Origin of the sequence: Actinomadura rubteroloni, from assembly GCF_002911665.1 — a bacterium.
Lineage (GTDB): Bacteria > Actinomycetota > Actinomycetes > Streptosporangiales > Streptosporangiaceae > Spirillospora > Spirillospora rubteroloni.
This window is the reverse complement of sequence record NZ_MTBP01000001.1, coordinates 2,138,804-2,156,335: the sequence shown is the minus strand read 5'-3', so window position 1 is coordinate 2,156,335 and position 17,532 is coordinate 2,138,804. Positions and strand designations below refer to the sequence as shown.

The window sequence follows — 17,532 nt, the reverse complement described above, 5'->3', positions numbered from 1 at the left end:
TTCTCTCCCGCTCAGCGCGGGCGGTCGGCGTCCCGCACGGACCGCCACAGCGTCTCGTACCAGGGCGGACGGCGGCCGGTGCCGTTCCCGCCCGCCGGTGTCCCGTCGCCGTCGCCGCCGTCCAGCACGATGTAGCACTTCTCGTCCGGCATGCAGTAGCGCAGCCGCCGGCGGGCCTCGCGCTCGATGTAGGACCGGTCGCCGAGCCGCTGCTTGTGCCGCGTCAGCTCGTCCACCTGCCGCCGCGCCTCGGCCTGCCGGTGCTCCAGTTGCGCGATCTCCTGGCGCTGCGCCACGTACTCGCGGACCGGGTAGGCGAGGCTCAGCGCGATCGCGCAGACGACGACCGCGAGGATCGCCGCGCGGCCGGTCAGCGCGTGGCCGAGCCCGGGGCGCGGCGGGCCCGCCGGGGCGCCGTCGCCCCGGCGGCCGGTGTCGCCGGTGTCCTCGCTCGCGTCCCGGGCCATCGGAGACGCGGTCAGTCCTCGGCGGAGAAGCGCGGGAAGGCGGCGGCGCCGGCGTAGCGGGCCGCGTCGTCCAGCAGCTCCTCGATCCGCAGGAGCTGGTTGTACTTGGCGACGCGGTCGCTGCGGGCGGGCGCGCCGGTCTTGATCTGGCCGCAGTTGGTCGCGACGGCGAGGTCGGCGATCGTGGTGTCCTCGGTCTCGCCGGACCGGTGGCTCATCATGCAGCGGTAGCCGCTGGTCTGGGCGAGGGTGACGGCGTCCAGCGTCTCGGTGAGGCTGCCGATCTGGTTGACCTTGACCAGCAGCGCGTTGGCGGTGCCGGTCTCGATGCCGCGCGCGAGCCGCTCGGGGTTGGTGACGAACAGGTCGTCGCCGACGAGCTGGACGCGTCCGCCGACGGCGTCGGTGAGGGACTTCCAGCCCGTCCAGTCCTCCTCGTCCAGGGGGTCCTCGATGGAGACGAGCGGGTAGTCGGCGAGCAGGCCCGCGTAGTAGGCGGCCATCTCGTCGGCGGACTTCTTGCCGCCCTCGAACGCGTAGGTCCCGGCGTCGTGGAACTCGCTGGCGGCGACGTCGAGCGCGAGCGCGATGTCGCGGCCGGGGGTGAACCCGGCCTTGCGGATCGCCTCCAGGATGAGGTCCAGCGCCTCGCGGTTGCTCGGCAGGTCGGGGGCGAAGCCGCCCTCGTCGCCGAGCCCGGTGCTCAGGCCCTTGGCCTTCAGCACCGACTTCAGCGCGTGGTAGGTCTCGGTGCCCCAGCGCAGCGCCTCGGAGAACGTGGGCGCGCCGATCGGCGCGATCATGAACTCCTGGACGTCCACGTTGGTGTCGGCGTGCGCGCCGCCGTTCAGGATGTTCATCATCGGGACGGGCAGCAGGTGCGCGTTCGGCCCGCCGACGTAGCGGAACAGCGGCAGCCCGGCCGACTCGGCGGCGGCCTTGGCGACCGCGAGGCTCACGCCGAGGATGGCGTTGGCGCCGAGGACGGACTTGGCGGGCGTGCCGTCCAGGTCGATGAGGAGCTGGTCGATCAGGCGCTGCTCGGCGACGGGGTAGCCGACGAGCTTCTCGTCCACCGTCTCGTTGACGGCCCGGACGGCGTCGCGCACGCCCTTGCCGTTGTAGCGGTCGCCGCCGTCGCGCAGCTCGACGGCCTCGAACTGGCCGGTGGACGCACCGCTCGGCACGGCGGCGCGGGCCTCGGTGCCGTCGGCGAGCAGGACCTCGACCTCGACGGTGGGGTTGCCCCTGGAGTCCAGGATCTCCCGGGCGAGGACGGCCTCGATCGACGACACGGCTGCTCCTTGGTGCGTGCGGTGGTTCCGGCTGGCTAGTCACCCTATCGAGGGGGCCGGGAGCGGGGCCAAGGGGCACGCCCGGAGCATCCGGATGCATCGTGACAAAACCGTGCCACGCAGGCGACTTGACGAACTCATTACCAACCTTATCTACTGTTCAAACCGAACAAACCGAAACAGTAGGGATTGACCGATGTTCCGTAGGTTCCGCGGGCGCGCGGCCGCAGCAGCCATGATCCTTCTCGCCGGATCGGGTGCGCTGACCGCCTGTGGCGGCGACGACTCCTCCGGCAAGAACGCGCCCCTGCGGCTCGGTTACTTCCCGAACATCACGCACGCGACCGCGCTCGTCGGCGTCGAGAAGGGCATCTTCGCCAAGCACCTCGGCACGGCCCCGAAGACCGCGACGTTCAACGCCGGCCCGGCCGCCGTCGAGGCGCTGTTCTCCGGCGCGATCGACGCGACGTTCGTCGGCCCGAACCCGTCGATCAACGCGTGGTCGCAGTCGCACGGCAAGGCCATCAAGATCTACTCGGGCGCGGCGTCGGGCGGCGTCTCGCTCATCGTCAAGCCCACGATCAAGGCCGCGGCCGACCTCAAGGGCAAGAAGATCGCGACGCCGCAGCTCGGCAACACCCAGGACGTCGCGCTGCGCTACTGGCTCAAGCAGCAGGGCCTCACGGCCAACAAGGACGGCAGCGGCGACGTCAAGGTCGTCCCGCAGGACAACGCGCAGACGCTCCAGACGTTCGCGCAGGGCTCCATCGACGGCGCGTGGGTGCCCGAGCCCTACGCGTCCCGGCTGATCATCGAGGGCAAGGGCAAGAAGCTCCTCGACGAGAGCTCGCTGTGGCCCGGCGGCAAGTTCGTCATCACCAACCTCATCGTCAGCCAGAAGTACGCCAAGGCCCACCCCGACAAGGTGAAGCAGCTCCTGGAGGGCGTGGTCGAGGCGACCGACTACATCAACAACAACAAGGCCGACGCCGAGAAGACCGCCAACGCGGCCCTCACCAAGCTCAGCGGCAAGCCGCTCAAGCAGGACGTCCTGGACGCGGCGTTCAAGCAGATCCAGTTCACCGAGGACCCGGTCTCCTCGTCGCTGTTCGCCGGCGCGCAGCACGCCGAGCAGATCGGCCTCCTGGCCAAGACCGACCTCACCGGCATCTACGACCTCGGCCCCCTCAACGAGGTCCTCAAGGCGAGCGGAAAGGCACAGGTCTCCGACAAATGACACAGGCCGTCCCGGCCGCCGAGAGCCGGACCGCCGACACGGCGGTCCGGCTCGACGGCGTCTCCAAAGCCTTCGGTTCCGGCGGGAACCGGCTGCTGGCACTCGACAACGTGTCCCTGTCCGTCGCGCCCGGCGAGTTCGTCTGCCTGCTCGGCGCGTCCGGTTGCGGCAAGAGCACGCTCCTCAACCTCGTCGCGGCCCTGGACCGTCCCACCGCCGGGACGATCGACACCGGCGACGCCCGCGTCGCGATGATGTTCCAGGAGCCCGCGCTGTTCCCGTGGCTCACCGTCGGCGCGAACGTCGAGCTGGCGCTCAAGGCGCGGGGCGTCCCGCGCGCCGAGCGGCGCGAGCGCGCCACCGCCCTGCTCGCGTCGGTCCACCTGCGCGAGTTCGGCCGCAAGCGCCCGCACCAGCTCTCCGGCGGGATGCGCCAGCGCGTGGCGCTCGCCCGCGCGCTCGCCCTCACCGTCAACGACGACGGCGCGGCGGGCGGCACCGTCCTGCTCATGGACGAGCCGTTCGGCGCGCTCGACGCCATGACCCGCGACCTGCTCCACGACGAGCTGGAGCGCATCTGGACGGAGCGGTCGCTGAGCATCGTGTTCGTCACCCACAACGTCCGCGAGGCCGTGCGCCTCGGCGACCGGGTCGTGCTGCTCAGCAGCCGTCCCGGCCGCGTCGTGGAGGAGTTCCCCGTGCCGATGGACCGCCCCCGGCGGATCGACTCGCCCGAAGTGTCGGGTCTCGCCGCGCACATCACCGACCGGCTGCGCGAGGAGGTCGGACGTCATGGCGCATGACACCGCGCACAAGCGCGACACCGGCGACCGGCTGAACCGCGAGCTGGCGGGCCTGGACGCGCTGGAACTCGGCGGCCACCCCGGCCGCGACCGGCTCTCGCGGGTCTGGAACGCGGTGTGGCCGATGTTCACGGCCGTCCTCATCGCGCTCGCCGCGTGGCAGATCGTCGTCTGGACGGGTTGGAAGGAGCCCTGGGTCCTGCCCGGCCCCGGCGACACGCTGCCGGTGTTCTGGGACCAGGTCACGAGCGGCCGGTTCTGGGAGGCCGTCGGGCTGACGATGCAGCGCGCGGCGATCGGGTTCGCGGCGTCGGTGCTGGTCGGCGTGGTCGTCGGGACCCTGGTGTCCCGGTTCCGGGTGCTGCGGCGCGCGTTCGGGTCGCTGATCACCGGGCTCCAGACGATGCCGTCGATCGCGTGGTTCCCGCTGGCGATCCTGCTGTTCAAGCTGAGCGAGAGCGCGATCCTGTTCGTGGTCGTGCTCGGCGCCGCGCCGTCGATCGCCAACGGCCTGATCGCGGGCGTGGACTACACGCCGCCGATCCTGCTGCGCGCCGGGAAGGTCATGGGGCTGCGCGGGCTGAACCTGTACCGGCACCTGATCATGCCCGCGTCGCTGCCGTCGTTCGTGGCGGGGCTCAAGCAGGGCTGGGCGTTCGCGTGGCGCAGCCTGATGGCGGGCGAGCTGCTGGTGATCATCGGGGACACCACGTCGCTCGGCGTGCTGCTGTCGCAGGCGCGGGAGCTGAACAACACCGCCGACATGATCTCCTACATGATCGTCATCCTGATCATCGGGATCTTCATCGACCAGGTGTTCGGCGCCGTCGACAACGCGATCCGGTCGCGCTGGGGGCTGGACGCGGGCGACTGACCGCGCCGACCCAGGTTTGACCGCGCGGGAGGGGGCGGTTTGCCGGGATCGGGGCAGGTCTTCGGCGACCAGGCAACGATCCCGCGAGGTGGCTCGGTATGCGCCGACCCGGCGGTGGCGGGGCCGCCCGTCCCGCCGCGGCCGGGAACGGCCCTCCGCAGGACGCGTCCGACAACTCCGACAACTCCGACAACCAGGAACCGGCCGGCCGTGCGCGGCGCGGCCGGATCATGCGGCTGGTGCCCCGCTGGCGCCAGCCGCCGCGGATCCGGCTGCGCGTGACGCTGTCGGCGATCCTGATCACGGCGGTGCTGACGCTCGCCGTGTACGTCCTGCTGCTCCTGCTCATCCGGCGGCAGGAGGTCTCCTCCGTCGACCACGAACTCGGGCAGGAGTCCAGCCGGCTCGTCGCGATCGTCCAGGGCGGGCTGCCCGACGACGGCCGGATCCTGACCGGCGACTCCCAGGAGCTGCTCCAGGTCATCGGGCCGGGCGGAAAGATCGCCGCCGCCAACGAGGAGATGATCGGCGAGCCGCCGGTCGCGTTCCCGCCGCCCGGCCGCGGCGAGGAGCGCCGGCTCGGCACGGCGTGCGGGATCTCCGCGCCGGGCGGGCGCTGCTTCCGGGTGTTCGTCCGGCGGGCGGTGACGGCGCACGGCGAGTTCTTCGCCTACGCGCTGCTGCCTGCGCCGGGCCTGGTCCCGCGTCCCGGCGAGGCGGCGGTCCTCGCGATCGGGATCCCGCTGGTCACCGGGCTGATCGGCGCCGGGACGTGGCGGGCCGCGGGCCGGACGCTGCGCCCGGTGGACGAGATCCGCGCCGACCTGGACGAGATCACCGCGTCCGACCTGCAACGGCGGGTGCCCGTCCCGCCGCGCGACGACGAGATCTCGCGGCTGGCCGCGTCGGTGAACGCGACGCTGGACCGGCTGGAGGCGGCGGTGGCGCGTCAGCGCGGCTTCGTGTCGGACGTGTCGCACGAGCTGCGCAGCCCCCTCGCCGGGCTGCGCACCGAGCTGGAGGTGGCGCTCGCCGATCCGGACGCGTCCGACGTCCGGGAGACGCTGGACGCGACGCTGCGCAGCGCCGACCGGCTCCAGGCCGTGGTGGAGGACCTGCTGGCGCTGGCGCGGCTGGACTCCTCCGATCGCGGCCCGGACGAGCCCGTCGAGCTGCACGGCCTCGCCGACCAGGAGGTGCTGCGCCGTCCGCGCCGCTCGCGGATCATCGTGCCGGACGGCGACCCGGTGACGGTCCGGGGATCGCCGCGCGACCTGGCCCGGCTGTTCACCAACCTCATCGACAACGCCGACCGGCACGCCGCGTCGGAGGTGATCGTGCGGATCGGGACGCTGCCCGGGAGCTACGCGGTCGTCGAGGTGGTGGACGACGGCACCGGCATCGCCCCGGAGGACCGCGAGCGGATCTTCGAGCGGTTCACCCGGCTGGCCGAGGGGCAGCACCGCGACGCGGGCGGCACCGGGCTCGGCCTCGCCATCGCGCGGGACATCGCGGCGGCGCACCAGGGCTCGCTCGTGCTGCAGGACCGCGCGGACGGCCAGGAGGGCGCCCGCTTTGTCCTGCTACTTCCCATGCAGGCGGAATAATCGTCGCTCGGACGGACATAGTGACGGCGTTCTCGTCCGCCGTCCCCGGCGGACCGCCACCGGGAGGTGTGCCATGCGCGCCGGAAGCGTCGTTCTCATCCTCTGGCTCGTCATCGGGGCGTTCGCCGCCGCGCAGCGCCACTACTTCGACGACGCCGACAAGAGCTGCGCGGACTTCGGGACGCTCACGCTGACCATCGTCGCCGGACCGCTGAACTACTTCGGCGTCAACCCCAAGGTCCACTGCGAGACGCCGCAGCCCAGCAAGTGACGCCGGGTCATGCCTCGAAGCGGTAGCCGCGCCCGCGCAGCGTCGTGATCGACGTCGGGCCGGCGCCGTGCTCGGCGAGCTTGCGGCGCAGCGCCGAGATGTGGACGTCCAGCGTCTTGGTCGGGCCGAACCAGTGGACGTCCCACACCCGGTCGATCAGCGCCTCGCGCGTCACGACCTCGCCCGCGCTGGCCGCCAGGCACGCCAGCAGGTCGAACTCCTTCGGCCGCAGCCGGATCTCGGTGCCGTGGAAGCTCGCGCGCCGCGCCGCGAGGTCCAGCGTGAGGCCGCCCCGCGTCAGGAACCGCTCCCCCGCGCGGGCCGCGCCGCTGCGCCGCAGGTGGGCGCGCAGCCGGGCCATCAGCTCGGTCAGCCGGAACGGCTTGGTCAGGTAGTCGTCGGCGCCCGCGTCCAGCGCCACGACGACCTCGAACTCGCGGGTGCGGGCGGTGAGGACGACGATGACGGTGTCGGCGAGCAGCGTGCGGAGCTTGCGGCACAGCGTGACGCCGTCCATGTCGGGCAGGCCGAGGTCCAGCAGGATCAGGTCCGGCGGGCGCTCGGCGGCGCGGGCGAGCGCGTCGGCGCCGTCGGGCGCCCACTCGGCCGTGTAGCCCTGGGCGCCGAGGGCCTCGGCCAGCTCGGTGCCGATGACGTCGTCGTCCTCGACGACGAGCAGCCGTCCCGCCGTCATCGCGTGCGCCTCCCCCGACGTGCCGCCCCGGCCGACCTCCCGGACGCCGTCAGCCTATCCCCGGGCAGGTGAGCGGCCGGTTAACGCGGCGCTCACCCCCGGCGTGCGCGGTTATCCTCGGTGCGGCCTGCCGGAAAGGCGTGGAAGCGCATGGAACGTCCTCCTGGAACGCCGCTGCGGCGGCGGCTCCTGGTCACGATCGCGGGGATCACGGCGGTGGCGGTGGCGCTGCTGATCGTCCCGCTGGCCGTGGCCGTCCAGCTCCTCTACCGGGCCGAGGCGGTCGCGACGCTGGAGCGCGACGCGGCGCGGGTCGCGGCGGGCGCGGGCAACGGCACCGCCCCGGCCGCGCGCGAGCTGAGCCCGCACCTGGTCGTCGGGCTCTACCGGACGGACGGCGTCCGCGTCTCCGGGGCGGGACCTTCCGTGTCGCGGGTCGCCGCCGCCGCGCGGGACGGGCGCTCGCACGAGGCCGGCGAGGGGCGCGCCCTCGCGGTGACGACGCCGGTACCGTCGCGGACCGGCCCCGGGCAGGTCGTGCGGGTCGCGCTGCCCACCGCGACGGTGCGCGCCAGGACCGTCCGGACGTGGCTGCTCATGGGCGCGTTCGCGCTGGTCATCGTGGGGCTCGCGGCCGGGGTCGCGTGGAACCAGTCGCGGCGGCTGGCGCGTCCGCTGGAGCGGTTGACGCGCGCCGCGCAGGCGCTCGGGGACGGCGACTTCACCGTGCGCGCCGACCCGTCCGGGCTGCGCGAGGCGGACGCGGCGGGCCGCGCGCTGGAGGTCACCGCGCGGCGGCTCGGGTCGATGCTGGAGCGCGAGCGGGCGTTCAGCGCGGACGTGTCGCACCAGCTCCGCACCCCGCTCACCGGGCTGCTGCTCGGGCTGGAGTCGGCGCTGGAGCGGCCCGGCGCGGACCTGCGGTCGGCCGCGCGGACGGCCGTGCGGCGCGGCGAGCGGATGCGCGACATCATCGACGACCTGCTGCTGCTCGCCCGCGACGCCGGGCCCGACCGCGCGCCGCTGGACGTGCCCGCGCTGCTGGACGAACTGCGCGCCCGGTGGGAGGGGCTGCCGCTGGCGACGGTCGTGCACGGCCCGCTGCCGACCGTCCATGCGAAGACCTCGGCGCTGCGGCAGATCCTGGACGTCCTCGTGGACAACGCGCGCGAGCACGGCGGCGGGCGGATCACCGTGGAGGCCAGCGACATCGGCGGCGGGCTGGCGTTCGACGTCGCCGACGAGGGGCCGGGCGTCACCGATCCGGAGGACGAGATCTTCACGCGGCGCAGCGCGTCCGGCAACGGGCACGGGATCGGGCTGGCGCTGGCGCGCTCCCTCGCCGAGGCCGAGGGCGGACGGCTCGTGCTGCGCCGGCCCGCGCCGCCGATCTTCACCCTGCTGCTGCCGGCGACGCGCGACCTGCACTGATCCGCGGGCGCACGCGCCCCGGCCCCCGTCGCGGGGCGCGGCGCACGGACGGGCCGCCGTCTCCGCCCGGCTCCCAACCCCAGAAAGCAGCCCGGAGGTGTCGGGGCGGCCCGTCCGTCCGCCGGACACGCTAATCGACGGCGCATAAGTGCCGGATCAGCACAAGGTAAGCACCGCATTTACCCCCGGAGCGCCCGGGTCCCCGGCGGGCGGCCGGACCGGACCAGTCCAGCGTGCGGACCGGACCAGTGGCGTTTTGAATAACGGTTGGAAATCGGACCTTGAACCGGTCCGGACCGGCTCTTATGTTCGGGGAACACGCCGGGTCCCGGTGGGGTGGGCCGGGGCAGGGAAAGGGGATATCGCGGGACACGTCCAGCGTGTCCCGCAGTGAAGGCGGAAGAGATGAAAAAGCAGTTCATCGGCGTCGTGGCGGCAGGTCTGAGCGTGGTCCTCGCCGCCGCAGGGTGCGGCAAGGGAAGCGCGTCGGGCGACGATTCCGACGGCAAGACGATCCGTTTCGTCGCCGCGATCTACGACGACAACACCAAGGGCTACTGGGACGCCCTCATCAAGGATTTCCAGGCGAAGAACCCGGGCTACAAGGTCGCCCTGGAAATGGTCGACTGGGCGCAGATGGACCGCAAGGTGCAGACCTATGTCCAGACCAAGCAGACGCCGGACGTCCTCAACTACAACGCCTTCTCCGACTTCGCCCGCGACGGGCTGATCTACAAGGCGTCCGAGGTCGTCTCGCCGCAGGTGCTCGGCGACTTCACGCCGACGTTCGTCGCGCAGGCGCAGTACCAGGGGCAGCAGTACGGGCTGCCGTTCATCTCCAGCGCCCGCCTGCTGTTCTACAACAAGGACCTGTTCGCCAAGGCGGGCCTCGGCGGACCGCCCGCGACGTGGGACGACGTGAAGAAGGACGCCCAGAAGATCAAGGCCGCGGGCGCCACCGGATACGGGCTGCCGCTCGGCCCGGAGGAGGCGCAGGCCGAGTTCTACTCGTGGGCGATGAACAACGGCGGCGGCTGGGTGGACGCGTCCGGGAAATGGGCCGTCGACCAGCCGGCGAACGTGGCCGCGCTGACCTATCTGCGCGACCTCACGAAGTCGGGCGTCACGCAGCCCAACCCGGAGACCACCGACCGCGCGAAGGTGTTCAACCAGTTCGCGCAGGGCCGGATCGGGATGGCGATCGGCGGCCCGTTCACCAGGGCCGGATTCATCGACCCGGTGAACAAGAACCTGAACTTCGGCGTGGCGCCGCTGCCGAGCAGGGACGGCAAGGAGCACAACACGCTCGGCGTCATGGACGTCCTCGCGGCGTTCAAGAAGAACGGCGGCAAGAACCGCGAGGCGGTCCGCCGCTTCCTCGACTTCTTCTACACGGCGCAGAACACGTCCAAGTTCCTCAAGCTGGAGGGCTTCCTTCCGGTCACCAAGTCGGCCGGGGACGCGCTCAGCTCCGACCCCTACATGAAGCAGTTCGTGGACGCGCTCCCGACGTCGAAGTTCGCGCCGACGAGCAACCCGGCCTGGTCCGCCGTGGCCGGGGCGGTCAAGCAGGACCTCGGCTCGGCCGTGTCCGGCGGCGACCCCAAGCAGGTCCTCACCGGCATCCAGCGGACCGCCGAGAAGGCCGGCTGAGTGGACGGCGTCACGAAGGCGGGCCGGGACGCGTCCCGGCCCGCCCGGCTCCCCGGGCTGCGCCGCGCGCTCGCGCCGCTGCCGTGGCTCGCGCCGGCGCTGCTGCTCGTCGGCGCGGTCGTGCTGTGGCCGGTCGTGGAGATGGTCCGGACGTCGCTGCTGGACATCAGCTCGTCCGGCACGACGCTCGGCGGCGCGGGCGCGGCCAACTACACCGACCTGTTCGACGAGCCGGACCTGTGGCCGGTGCTCGGCCGGACGCTGCTGTGGGTCGCGGGCGTGGTCGTCGCGGCGACCGTGCTGTCGCTGGCGCTCGGGCAGCTCCTGCACGCGCGGTTCCCCGGCCGCCGCGCCGTGCGGTGGGCGGTGATCGTCCCGTGGGCGGCGTCGGTGCTGATGACGGCGCTGATCTGGCGGTGGATGCTCGACAACGACTCCGGCGTGATCAATCGTGTGCTGCTCGACCTCGGCGTCCTGGACGAACCGGTCAACTGGCTGGCGCATCCGGCGCAGGCGCTGCTGTGGATGATGGGCGTCGCGGTGTTCGTGACGCTCCCGTTCACGTCGTTCGTGATCCTCGCGGGATTGCAGAGCATTCCCGGCGACGTTTATGAGGCCGCGCGGGTGGACGGCGCGTCCGGCTGGACGACCTATCTGCGGATCACGCTGCCGCTGCTGCGCCCGTCTTTGCTCATCGGGACGATCGTGAACGTCATCAACGTCTTCAACAATTTCCCGATCATCTGGTCGATGACGCAGGGCGGCCCGGGGCACGCCACCGACACCACGACCACGTTCACCTACAAGATCGCCTTCTTCGACAAGCACGTCGGCGAATCGGCGGCGATGGCCGTGGTGAACTTCCTGCTCATCCTGATGATGGTGCTGCTGTATCTGCGCGCCGTCCGGCGTCCGGGGGCGAGGGCATGAACAAGCGTTTCCGCACCGCGCTGCTGGCCGGGGTGGGCTGGCTCGTCGCGCTGTTCTTCCTGCTCCCCTACGTCGAGATGCTGCTGACGGCGCTGAAGCCGGAACGGGAGCTGACACGCTCGCCGGGCGGTTATCTCCCGTCGCACTGGCAGTGGTCGAATTTCACCGATGTCTGGTCGGCCGCGCCCATCCTCACCAATCTGCGGGTCTCGCTGATCGTGGCGGGCGGGGCGACGGCGCTGACGCTGGCGTGCGCGCTGCCCGCCGCGTACTACGCCGCGCGCAACCGGTTCCAGGGGCGCGGCGCGTTCCTGCTGCTGGTGCTCGTGACGCAGATGTTCGCGCCGACCGCGCTGGTCATCGGCGTCTACCGGGAAATGGTCGCGCTGAACCTGACCGACACGCTGGAGGCGCTGATCCTCGTCAACGCGGCGTTCAATCTGCCGTTCTGCGTGTGGATCCTGCACGGCTCGTTCAGCGCCGTCCCGAAGGAGCTGGAGGAGGCCGCGTTCCTGGACGGCGCCGGACGCATCGGCGCCCTTTTCCGCGTGACGCTGCCGGTTTCGCTGCCCGGCGTCGTGACGGCCGTCGTCTACACGTTCATCACGGCGTGGAACGAGTACATCGTGGCGCTCACGGTGTCGGTCTCGGACAACAGGAAACCGCTGACGGTCGCCGTCCCGTCGTTCGTCACGCAGTACCAGGAGCACTGGCAGTACCTCTTCGCGACGTCGCTCATCGCGATCGTCCCGGTGGTGATCCTGTTCGCGCTGGTCGAGCGGTACCTGATCGGCGGGCTCACCGCCGGATCGGTCAAGTGAGTCCCGGGCCGCGCCGGGCGCGGCCCGGGATCCTCCTCAGCCGGTGACCCGCACCGCGCCCGACGGGCACAGGTTCGCGGCGGCGCGCGCCGCGCCCTCGTCCGCCGGAGCGGGCAGCAGGACGGTGACGAGCCCGTCGTCGTCCTGGTCGAACACCTCGGGGGCCGAGAGCGCGCACAGGCCCGCTCCGACGCAGACCGCCCGGTCCGCGGAGACCTGCATCATGCCTCCCAGGTGATCGGCAGCGCGTTGACGCCCTGGATCGTCGTCGGGCCGCGCTGGGCCAGTTCGTCCGGCGGAACCGCGAGACGCAGCGTCGGCACCCGCCTGATCAGCGCCGACAGTGCGATCTGGAGTTCCATCCTGGCGAGGTTCTGACCGAGGCACTGGTGGACGCCGTACCCGAACGCCAGATGGTGGCGCGCGGAGCGGTGGACGTCCAGGACGTCGGGGTCGTCGAAGACGTCCCCGTCCCGGTTGACCAGCGCGTTCGAGATGACGACGCCGTCGCCCGCGCGGATCGTCCGGCCGCCGATCTCGATGTCCTCCCGCGCGACGCGGATGCCCGCGATGTCGGCGATCGACAGGAAGCGGAGCAGTTCCTCCACGGCCGTCGGCATGAGGTCGGGATCGGCGCGCAGCGCGGCCATCTGGTCGGGATGGTCGAGCAGCGCGACGACGCTCAGCGCGATCATCGACGCGGTCGTCTCGTGGCCCGCGACGAGCAGCAGCACGGCCGAGGACACGAGCCCGTCGGTGTCGGCCGCGTCCCCGGCCAACCGTCCGAGCAGGCCCGCGCGCCGCGCCGGGTCCTCGATGAGGGCGCGCAGGTAGGCGGCCAGTTCGTCGCGGGCGCGCAGCGCGACGTCCGGGTCGTCGCCGGCCCGCAGCATGCGGTGGCTCGCGTCCTGGAAGAACGCGTGGTCGGCGTACGGGACGCCGAGCAACCGGCAGATGACCATCGAGGGGACCGGAAGCGCGAAGTCCTCCACCAGGTCGGCGGGCGGCCCGGCGGCGAGCATCCGGTCCAGGAACTCCGCGACGATCTCCTCGATCTCCGCGCGCATCCCGGTGACGCGGCGGACGGTGAAGTCGGCGATGAGCGGGCGGCGCCGGGCGCCGTGGTCCGGCGGGTCCAGCGCGATCAGGGACGGGGGCCGCCGCCGCAGCGCCTCGAACCGCCGCGACAGCAGCGGGAAGCCGTCGTGGCGCCGGTCGGAGGAGAGCCGGGGGTCGGCGAGCAGCGTCCGCGCGTCGTCGTAGTGCGGGACGAGCCACGCGGACCTGCCGTCGAAGAGGGTGACCCGGACGATCGGCTCGTCGCGGGGAAGCGCGCGGTAGCCGGGCGGCGGGTCGTAGGGGCACGTGCGTGCCTGGGGATACGGAGGCGGGGTGAAGGTGTCGGTCATCGCATCCCTCACTCGTCGGAAGAGCACGAGGCGGTCTTTACAACGACCGTAAACTTCCCCGACTCCGGGGGCAACGACCCATCGTCAAAGCTTCCGGCCGACGCCTCCGTAGAGCGAAGTCGTCTGGGGCGAGCCGTCGTCGTCGGGATGCCACGTCCACGGGCGGACGAGTCCGGGCTCGATCAGCTCGTAGCCGTCGAACACGCGGCCGATCTCCTCGCGGGTGCGGAACACCATCGGGGACGTCGCGTTCTCGAACGCCTTCTCCCACGACCGCTGCTCGGCGGGCGGCGTCCCGTCGCTGGTCAGGTGGGAGATCGCGACGTAGGAGCCGGGCGCCGAGCGCTCGCGGAACGCCGCGACGATCCGCGCCGGGTCCTCCTCGGGCGTGATGAAGTGGAACACCGCGATGAACAGCACGGCCACCGGACGGGTGAAGTCGATCAGCTCGCGCGTCACCGGGTCGTCCAGGATCGCGGCCGGGTCGCGCATGTCGGCGGTGAGGATCCGCGTGTTGTCGCCCTCCAGCAGCGCGCGGCCGTGGACGGCGACGATCGGGTCGTAGTCGACGTACAGCACGCGCGCCCCCGGATCGGCCTCCTGCGCGATCTGGTGGGTGTTGCGCATGGTCGGCAGGCCGGAGCCGACGTCGAGGAACTGCCGGACGCCGTGCTCGGCGGCCAGCCGGCGCACCACGCGGCCGAGGAACCGGCGGTTCTCCAGCGCCGTCGCGCGCACCGACTCCTCCCCGATCCCCTGGTACAGGGTGGCGTTGGCGCGCCGGTCGACCTCGTAGTGGTCCTTGCCGTGCAGGGCTTCGTCGTACATGCGGGCGGGGGTCGGGACGCCGAGCGGAATGGACTCGTCGGGCAACGCGGGTCACCTCACCGGAAGCGGGAGCAGGGCGGGCGTACCGATCCTATTCCCGGCCCGCCCGGCGGCGGTCCGATCCCGGGCCCCTGTTCCGGGCCGGACCGCGGCCGCCGGGCGCGCCGACCCTCTCATCCGGGTCCGACATTTACCGGCGGCCTTTGCGGGAAGACGAACGGGAGCTTTGATGGAACGTGACGAACCACGGCCAGAGGAGGTCCTGTGACCATCGACGTCGCCCGGGTCCGCGCGCAGACGCCGGGATGCGCCGCAGTCGTCCACTTCAACAACGCCGGCGCGGCCCTCCCGCCCCGGCCCGTCCTGGACGCCGTGCTCGGGCACCTGCGGCTGGAGGCCGAGATCGGCGGCTACGAGGCCGCCGACCGGGCCGCCGCCGCGCTCGACGACTTCTACCCGGCGGTCGCCGCGCTGCTCGGCGCGCACCCCGACGAGATCGCCTACGCGGAGAACGCGACGCGGGCGTGGGACATGGCGTTCCACTCCGTCCCGTTCGTCGCCGGCGACCGCATCCTCACCACGACCAGCGAGTACGCCAGCAACGCCATCGCCTACCGGCGGGCCGAGGAGACGCTCGGCGTGCGGGTCGCGGTCGTCCCCGACGGCCCCGACGGCCTGGTGTCCCTGGACGCGCTCGCCGCCGAACTCGCACGCGGCGACGTCCGGCTCGTCTCGCTGAACCACGTCCCGACGTCCAACGGGCTGGTCAACCCGGCCGCCGAGGTCGGGCGGCTGTGCCGGGACGCGGGCGTGCTGTTCCTGCTCGACGCGTGCCAGTCCGTCGGGCAGCGGACCGTGGACGTCACCGAGATCGGCTGCGACCTGCTGTCGTCGACGGGCCGCAAGTATCTGCGCGGCCCGCGCGGCACCGGGTTCCTGTACGTCCGGCGCTCGGCGCTGCCCGCGCTCGTCCCGCCGTTCCTGGACCTCCAGTCGGCGGACTGGCGGCCCCCCGGCAGCTACGTCCTGCGCGACGACGCGCGCCGCTTCGAGACCTGGGAGCGGTTCTTCGCCGGGCAGATCGGGCTCGCCGTCGCGGCCCGGTACGCGGCGGACCTCGGCACGGACGCGATCGCCGAGCGCGTGACCGGGCTGGCCGCCGACCTGCGCGGACGGCTCGCCGAGCGGCCCGGCGTGACCGTGCTGGACCGGGGTCCGGAGCCGTCCGGGATCGTGACGTTCACGGTGGACGGGCTCGCGGCGGACGACGTCCGGGACGCGCTGCGCGCCAAGGGCGTGAACGTAAGCGTCGCCGTCCCGAGCGGCCACGGTTATACGGCCGGGGCCGCTCCGGACGTCGTCCGCGCGTCGGTGCACTACTACAACACCGAGGAGGAGATCGGGCTGCTGCTGGACGCCCTGCCGGTCACTTGAGCGTCCGGAACAGGGCGGGGGCGCGCTTCTCGTCCAGCAGGAGGCGGGTCGGGTCGCGCGGGTCGGGGACGACCGGCGCGACCCTGTACCGGGCCTTGGCGGGGTCGGTCCGCTCCAGGCTCCGCGCGAGGTCCCGCAGGACGGCCGGGGTCAGGGCGTGGTCGGCGACCATGCCGGACGACGCCGCGTTCAGCAGCCGGGCCAGCGTGACCGGGTTCGCGACCTTGGCGCGCGCGGCGCGGGCGAGCGCGGCCATCAGCGCCTGCTGCCGCCGGACGCGGTCCAGGTCGGAGCCGTCGCCGAGCCCGTGCCGCGCCCGCGCGTAGGCGAGGGCCTGCCCGCCCCGGACGAGATGGCGCCCGGCCGACAGCTTCAGGCCGCTGGCCGGGTCGTCCACCGCGCGGGGCAGGACGACCTCGACGCCGCCGACCGCGTCCACCATCTCCACCAGCGCCGCGTAGCCGAGGATCGCGACGTGGTCGACGCGGACGTTCGTCAGCGCCTCCACGTTGCGGGTCACGCAGCTCACGGCGCGGCCGGGGATCGTCCCGGAGAGCCGTCCGTCCGCCGGGACGCCCGGGCACGCGGCCGGGGCGCGCAGGTCCCTGGGCAGGCTCACGACCGTGACGCGGCGGCGGTCGGCGGGCAGGTGGACGAGCACGATCGAGTCGGCGCGGGGGGCGCCGCGCACACCGTCCGCGCCGACGAGCAGCAGGTTCACGGCTTTCGCGGTGCCCGGCCGGTCCGTGGTGCGGGCCGCGCCGTTCTGCCGCAGCAGCGCCGGGACGAGCACGAGCGCGGCCGTCGCGAGGGCCGCCGCCGCGATGACGAGCGGGACCGGCCTGCGGCGGCGCGGCGGAGCCTGCGCCAGCCGGGACCGCTGCCGGACGAGCGTCGCGGGCGGTTCGCGGTCCAGCTCGCGCCCGAGGTCGCGGATCAGGTTCAGGTCGTCCATCGTCACGCCTCCTCGCGGGTCGGGTCGGTGTCGCCGAGCGCCGCGCGGACCTTGCGGCGCGCGCGGTTCAGCCGGGACCGCACGGTCCCGACCGGGATGCCGAGCGCTTCGGCCGTCTCGGCGTAGTTCAAATCCGCCCACGCCACCAGCAGCAGGACGTCGCGGTCGCGGCGCGGCAGAGCGGCGAGCGCGCCCGCCAGCCGGGGCCGGACGGCGGCGGCGGTGACGGCCGCGGCCACCGCGTCGGCCGGATCGTCCTGGACGCCGCCGGCCGGGCTGCGGCGCAGCGCGCGGTAGCGGGCGGCCTCGTCGCGGTGGTGCCGCGCGACGAGCTTGGTGACGATGCCGAACAGCCAGGGCCGCGCGTCGGCGCGGTCCAGGTCGTAGCGGTCGCGGCGGCCGAACGCGGCGAGGAACGTGTCGCCGACCAGGTCCTCGGCCGGGTCCGGGCCGAGGCGGCGCGCCACATAGCGGTACAGCATCGGCGCGTAGCGGTCGAACAGGGCGGCGAACGCCTCGGGGTCGTCGTGGGAGCGCCGGATCAGGTCGGCGTCGGACGCCGTCTCCGGCACGGCGGGCGGCGCCGTCATCGGCGGCGCCCGTGCGGCGGGGCGGGCGAGGGGTCGGGCATGGGGACCGGCCTTCCCGGTGGGGGACGTGACGGGGATGTCTTGCCGCGAACGTGCGTCCGGGTTCACGGTCCGGCCGAGTTTTTCCTTGATCGATGATGCATAACGAACCGCCCTTTCCGGCTAAGCTGCGCATTCTCTAGGGGGGACACGGGGGGTCCGTCGGCGAGCCCGCTGCGTCCGCGTGTGGTCCG

General features: G+C 72.8%; 18 protein-coding genes. 10 read left to right on the top strand and 8 right to left on the bottom strand.

Annotated features, from left to right (window positions below; genetic code table 11):
* Positions 1-11 precede the first annotated feature (11 nt).
* Both BTM25_RS09535 and eno read right to left on the bottom strand, forming a co-directional pair.
* On the bottom strand, positions 12-467 hold the full coding sequence (locus BTM25_RS09535) for an FtsB family cell division protein (RefSeq protein ID WP_103562313.1): 456 nt from the start codon (positions 465-467) through the stop codon (positions 12-14).
* An 11-nt stretch (positions 468-478) separates the two neighbouring features.
* On the bottom strand, positions 479-1,762 hold the full coding sequence (eno, locus tag BTM25_RS09530) for a phosphopyruvate hydratase (protein ID WP_103562312.1): 1,284 nt from the start codon (positions 1,760-1,762) through the stop codon (positions 479-481).
* Between the two features lie 196 nt (positions 1,763-1,958).
* Between eno and BTM25_RS09525 the strand changes: the two genes are divergently transcribed.
* From BTM25_RS09525 to BTM25_RS09505, 5 genes are all read left to right on the top strand, one after another.
* Positions 1,959-2,999 (top strand): ABC transporter substrate-binding protein, encoded by a 1,041-nt coding sequence (locus BTM25_RS09525; RefSeq protein ID WP_103562311.1) that lies wholly within the window; start codon positions 1,959-1,961, stop codon positions 2,997-2,999.
* On the top strand, positions 2,996-3,802 hold the full coding sequence (locus BTM25_RS09520; protein ID WP_103562310.1) for an ABC transporter ATP-binding protein: 807 nt from the start codon (positions 2,996-2,998) through the stop codon (positions 3,800-3,802). Before BTM25_RS09525 ends, BTM25_RS09520 begins: the two co-directional genes overlap by 4 nt.
* Positions 3,792-4,676 (top strand): ABC transporter permease, encoded by an 885-nt coding sequence (locus tag BTM25_RS09515; protein ID WP_103562309.1) that lies wholly within the window; start codon positions 3,792-3,794, stop codon positions 4,674-4,676. Before BTM25_RS09520 ends, BTM25_RS09515 begins: the two co-directional genes overlap by 11 nt.
* A 98-nt stretch (positions 4,677-4,774) precedes the next feature.
* A complete protein-coding gene (locus BTM25_RS09510) occupies positions 4,775-6,283 on the top strand; it encodes a sensor histidine kinase (RefSeq protein ID WP_103562308.1) in 1,509 nt (502 codons plus the stop codon).
* A 73-nt stretch (positions 6,284-6,356) separates the two neighbouring features.
* Positions 6,357-6,554 carry a hypothetical protein gene (locus BTM25_RS09505; protein WP_103562307.1) on the top strand — a complete coding sequence of 66 codons (198 nt, stop codon included), beginning with the start codon at positions 6,357-6,359 and terminating at the stop codon, positions 6,552-6,554.
* A 7-nt stretch (positions 6,555-6,561) separates the two neighbouring features.
* Here the strand turns inward: BTM25_RS09505 and BTM25_RS09500 are convergent, their stop codons facing one another.
* A complete protein-coding gene (locus BTM25_RS09500) occupies positions 6,562-7,248 on the bottom strand; it encodes a response regulator transcription factor (RefSeq protein WP_103562306.1) in 687 nt (228 codons plus the stop codon).
* A 150-nt stretch (positions 7,249-7,398) separates the two neighbouring features.
* Here BTM25_RS09500 and BTM25_RS09495 point away from each other — a divergent pair, with 150 nt between their 5' ends.
* From BTM25_RS09495 to BTM25_RS09480, 4 genes are all read left to right on the top strand, one after another.
* Positions 7,399-8,679: a sensor histidine kinase gene (locus tag BTM25_RS09495; protein ID WP_103562305.1), complete on the top strand. Its 1,281-nt coding sequence runs from the start codon at positions 7,399-7,401 to the stop codon at positions 8,677-8,679.
* A 405-nt stretch (positions 8,680-9,084) separates the two neighbouring features.
* Positions 9,085-10,332: an extracellular solute-binding protein gene (locus BTM25_RS09490; RefSeq protein ID WP_103562865.1), complete on the top strand. Its 1,248-nt coding sequence runs from the start codon at positions 9,085-9,087 to the stop codon at positions 10,330-10,332.
* Positions 10,333-11,262, top strand: a complete 930-nt coding sequence (locus BTM25_RS09485) for a carbohydrate ABC transporter permease (protein WP_103562304.1) — start codon at positions 10,333-10,335, stop codon at positions 11,260-11,262.
* Positions 11,259-12,083: a carbohydrate ABC transporter permease gene (locus BTM25_RS09480; protein ID WP_103562303.1), complete on the top strand. Its 825-nt coding sequence runs from the start codon at positions 11,259-11,261 to the stop codon at positions 12,081-12,083. Before BTM25_RS09485 ends, BTM25_RS09480 begins: the two co-directional genes overlap by 4 nt.
* 36 nt (positions 12,084-12,119) lie before the next feature.
* Here BTM25_RS09480 and BTM25_RS09475 read toward each other — a convergent pair whose 3' ends face one another.
* From BTM25_RS09475 to BTM25_RS09465, 3 genes are all read right to left on the bottom strand, one after another.
* The gene (locus BTM25_RS09475) at positions 12,120-12,308 is read right to left on the bottom strand and encodes a ferredoxin (RefSeq protein WP_328589612.1); all 189 of its coding nucleotides are present in this window, start codon (positions 12,306-12,308) and stop codon (positions 12,120-12,122) included.
* Positions 12,305-13,492: a cytochrome P450 gene (locus BTM25_RS09470; protein WP_103562301.1), complete on the bottom strand. Its 1,188-nt coding sequence runs from the start codon at positions 13,490-13,492 to the stop codon at positions 12,305-12,307. The genes BTM25_RS09475 and BTM25_RS09470 overlap by 4 nt, the downstream gene beginning before the upstream one ends.
* A gap of 84 nt (positions 13,493-13,576) precedes the next feature.
* Positions 13,577-14,365, bottom strand: coding sequence for an SAM-dependent methyltransferase (locus BTM25_RS09465; protein WP_235828315.1), 789 nt, complete (start codon positions 14,363-14,365; stop codon positions 13,577-13,579).
* Between the two features lie 219 nt (positions 14,366-14,584).
* On the opposite strand from BTM25_RS09465, the gene BTM25_RS09460 reads away from it, so the two are divergent.
* On the top strand, positions 14,585-15,754 hold the full coding sequence (locus BTM25_RS09460) for an aminotransferase class V-fold PLP-dependent enzyme (RefSeq protein WP_103562300.1): 1,170 nt from the start codon (positions 14,585-14,587) through the stop codon (positions 15,752-15,754).
* Here the strand turns inward: BTM25_RS09460 and BTM25_RS09455 are convergent.
* Together BTM25_RS09455 and BTM25_RS09450 are read right to left on the bottom strand one after the other, a co-directional pair.
* Positions 15,747-16,709, bottom strand: coding sequence for an LCP family protein (locus BTM25_RS09455; protein WP_103562299.1), 963 nt, complete (start codon positions 16,707-16,709; stop codon positions 15,747-15,749). The two genes, BTM25_RS09460 and BTM25_RS09455, sit on opposite strands and share 8 nt — an antisense overlap.
* A gap of 2 nt (positions 16,710-16,711) precedes the next feature.
* Positions 16,712-17,299 carry an RNA polymerase sigma factor gene (locus BTM25_RS09450; RefSeq protein WP_103562298.1) on the bottom strand — a complete coding sequence of 196 codons (588 nt, stop codon included), beginning with the start codon at positions 17,297-17,299 and terminating at the stop codon, positions 16,712-16,714.
* Between the last annotated feature and the right edge of the window lie 233 nt (positions 17,300-17,532).

What these genes read in the sequence shown, in the direction of transcription:
- BTM25_RS09535 (WP_103562313.1), bottom strand. Translation starts at nt 467, where the DNA reads ATGGCCCGGGACGCGAGCGAGGACACCGGCGACACCGGCCGCCGGGGC.
- BTM25_RS09525 (WP_103562311.1), top strand. Translation starts at nt 1,959, where the DNA reads ATGTTCCGTAGGTTCCGCGGGCGCGCGGCCGCAGCAGCCATGATCCTT.
- BTM25_RS09520 (WP_103562310.1), top strand. Translation starts at nt 2,996, where the DNA reads ATGACACAGGCCGTCCCGGCCGCCGAGAGCCGGACCGCCGACACGGCG.
- BTM25_RS09515 (WP_103562309.1), top strand. Translation starts at nt 3,792, where the DNA reads ATGGCGCATGACACCGCGCACAAGCGCGACACCGGCGACCGGCTGAAC.
- BTM25_RS09510 (WP_103562308.1), top strand. Translation starts at nt 4,775, where the DNA reads ATGCGCCGACCCGGCGGTGGCGGGGCCGCCCGTCCCGCCGCGGCCGGG.
- BTM25_RS09505 (WP_103562307.1), top strand. Translation starts at nt 6,357, where the DNA reads ATGCGCGCCGGAAGCGTCGTTCTCATCCTCTGGCTCGTCATCGGGGCG.
- BTM25_RS09500 (WP_103562306.1), bottom strand. Translation starts at nt 7,248, where the DNA reads ATGACGGCGGGACGGCTGCTCGTCGTCGAGGACGACGACGTCATCGGC.
- BTM25_RS09495 (WP_103562305.1), top strand. Translation starts at nt 7,399, where the DNA reads ATGGAACGTCCTCCTGGAACGCCGCTGCGGCGGCGGCTCCTGGTCACG.
- BTM25_RS09490 (WP_103562865.1), top strand. Translation starts at nt 9,085, where the DNA reads ATGAAAAAGCAGTTCATCGGCGTCGTGGCGGCAGGTCTGAGCGTGGTC.
- BTM25_RS09480 (WP_103562303.1), top strand. Translation starts at nt 11,259, where the DNA reads ATGAACAAGCGTTTCCGCACCGCGCTGCTGGCCGGGGTGGGCTGGCTC.
- BTM25_RS09475 (WP_328589612.1), bottom strand. Translation starts at nt 12,308, where the DNA reads ATGATGCAGGTCTCCGCGGACCGGGCGGTCTGCGTCGGAGCGGGCCTG.
- BTM25_RS09470 (WP_103562301.1), bottom strand. Translation starts at nt 13,492, where the DNA reads ATGACCGACACCTTCACCCCGCCTCCGTATCCCCAGGCACGCACGTGC.
- BTM25_RS09455 (WP_103562299.1), bottom strand. Translation starts at nt 16,709, where the DNA reads ATGGACGACCTGAACCTGATCCGCGACCTCGGGCGCGAGCTGGACCGC.
- BTM25_RS09450 (WP_103562298.1), bottom strand. Translation starts at nt 17,299, where the DNA reads ATGACGGCGCCGCCCGCCGTGCCGGAGACGGCGTCCGACGCCGACCTG.